Here is a 1,319-nt window from a genome sequence, read left to right on the forward strand (position 1 = left end):
ACAAGCTCTTTGCCGTCATACAGATAGAATCCGACCCAGTTCGTGTCCGCGAGAGTGAACTTAAGCAGCGCCGAAGCATTGGCCAAATTCGCGATTGCATTCGGTTCGTCTTTCATCAAGGCCCCAAGCTGAGTCAGAACGGATTCAAACCGTTCGCTGCGCGTTCCGTCATAGGGCATAGCCTGAAACATGGAGGATCACCTTCCTATACATGAAGTCATTCTTGAATGAGCAACTGTTGTACCTAACAACATAGTACAGCCGCCGAGCAGTCGTCAAGCCTTGGCGCAGATTTGTCAAATTCATACAACTGGCTGCCGCTGCCTCTCCATACCCATGCGTGTTTCCGTCCGGCGGCCAAGGGGTAATAAATCTATAAACCAAGTAAGGCTTAATCGCCGGAAGGAGTGAAACATGCGCGCCGATGTACAGAATATGTTCATAGGAATCCACATGCTTTATCATGCCCGCGAGCGGGACCTGACGGTAGACGATATGCAGACTAAGCTTGAGAATTACGGATACAGGATAGGTGAGCGTGAAGTAAAGCAGGAGCTGGAGCGTTTGACGCAGGATAACTTCCTAACCGCCCATGGCGAGGAGTACAGCATTACGGGTACGGGAATCGAAGAATACAAGGAAATTCTGGCTAAGCTGGAGCTGCTGCTTAGAGAGGTTAGGAAACCGGTCAAAACGGCCGATACGGCGGGTTGAACCGAGGGAGAGGGCTTTGTACGGGGCCAAGGCGAAGGCGGAGAGGATTATGGTATTGGCGTCAGTAGGGGATGCATGCCGCGTCCGATACGGGCGCTATTTTTGTTGGTTCGAAAATAAGGTATAATGGACGGATTACAAGGGGGCGAGGGCATGGAGGAGCACAGCGGAACAGCGCCCGAGCTGGCTGGCCGCAGACTGAAGCTGCGGGCTTTAAGACCGGAGGATTCCGGCGCGCTTCTTCGCTGCTGGTCCCATCAGGAAGCGGCCTCTTGGCTTGGAATCAAGCCGCTGGCCTCCAAGGCGGAAGCAGAGGAGCTCATCCGGCTGCTTCTGGAAATGGAGCGCGAGGAGGAGAGCCTGCGCTGGAGCATTGAGCTCACCTGTGGGGAGGTAATCGGCAGCTGCGGCTATAACAGCTGGCAGCTGGCCGGAGCCTTCCGCGGCGAGGTGGGCTTCGAGTTATCTCCGGCGTTCCAGGGCCGGGGGTATATGCGCGAGGCGCTGGCGCTGGCGCTTCGGTATGGCTTCGAAGAGATGAAGCTGAACCGGGTGGAGGCGCAGTGCCATCCGGCCAACCTCCGGTCAAGCCGGCTGGTCGCCCC

The 1,319-nt window shown here is 56.2% G+C and carries 3 protein-coding genes; 2 read left to right on the forward strand and 1 reads right to left on the reverse strand.

What is annotated here, in order from left to right; translation table 11 throughout:
- Positions 1 to 191, reverse strand: a 191-nt coding sequence (locus tag L691_RS0112865; RefSeq protein ID WP_025690919.1) for a GAF domain-containing protein, incomplete at its 3' end; no start/stop codon positions are given.
- A gap of 223 nt (positions 192 to 414) precedes the next feature.
- Between L691_RS0112865 and L691_RS0112870 the strand changes: the two genes are divergently transcribed.
- Together L691_RS0112870 and L691_RS0112875 are read left to right on the forward strand one after the other, a co-directional pair.
- Complete coding sequence (locus tag L691_RS0112870) at positions 415 to 714, forward strand: hypothetical protein (protein ID WP_025690920.1); 300 nt, start codon at positions 415 to 417, stop codon at positions 712 to 714.
- Between the two features lie 153 nt (positions 715 to 867).
- Positions 868 to 1,319, forward strand: a 452-nt coding sequence (locus tag L691_RS0112875; RefSeq protein ID WP_025690921.1) for a GNAT family N-acetyltransferase, incomplete at its 3' end; no start/stop codon positions are given.

The sequence above is a fragment of the Paenibacillus zanthoxyli JH29 genome, from assembly GCF_000520715.1.
Classification (GTDB): domain Bacteria; phylum Bacillota; class Bacilli; order Paenibacillales; family Paenibacillaceae; genus Paenibacillus_AQ; species Paenibacillus_AQ zanthoxyli.

Bases quoted from the DNA above. Each gene is read 5' to 3' on its own strand.
- L691_RS0112870 (WP_025690920.1), top strand. From the start codon at position 415: ATGCGCGCCGATGTACAGAATATGTTCATAGGAATCCACATGCTTTAT.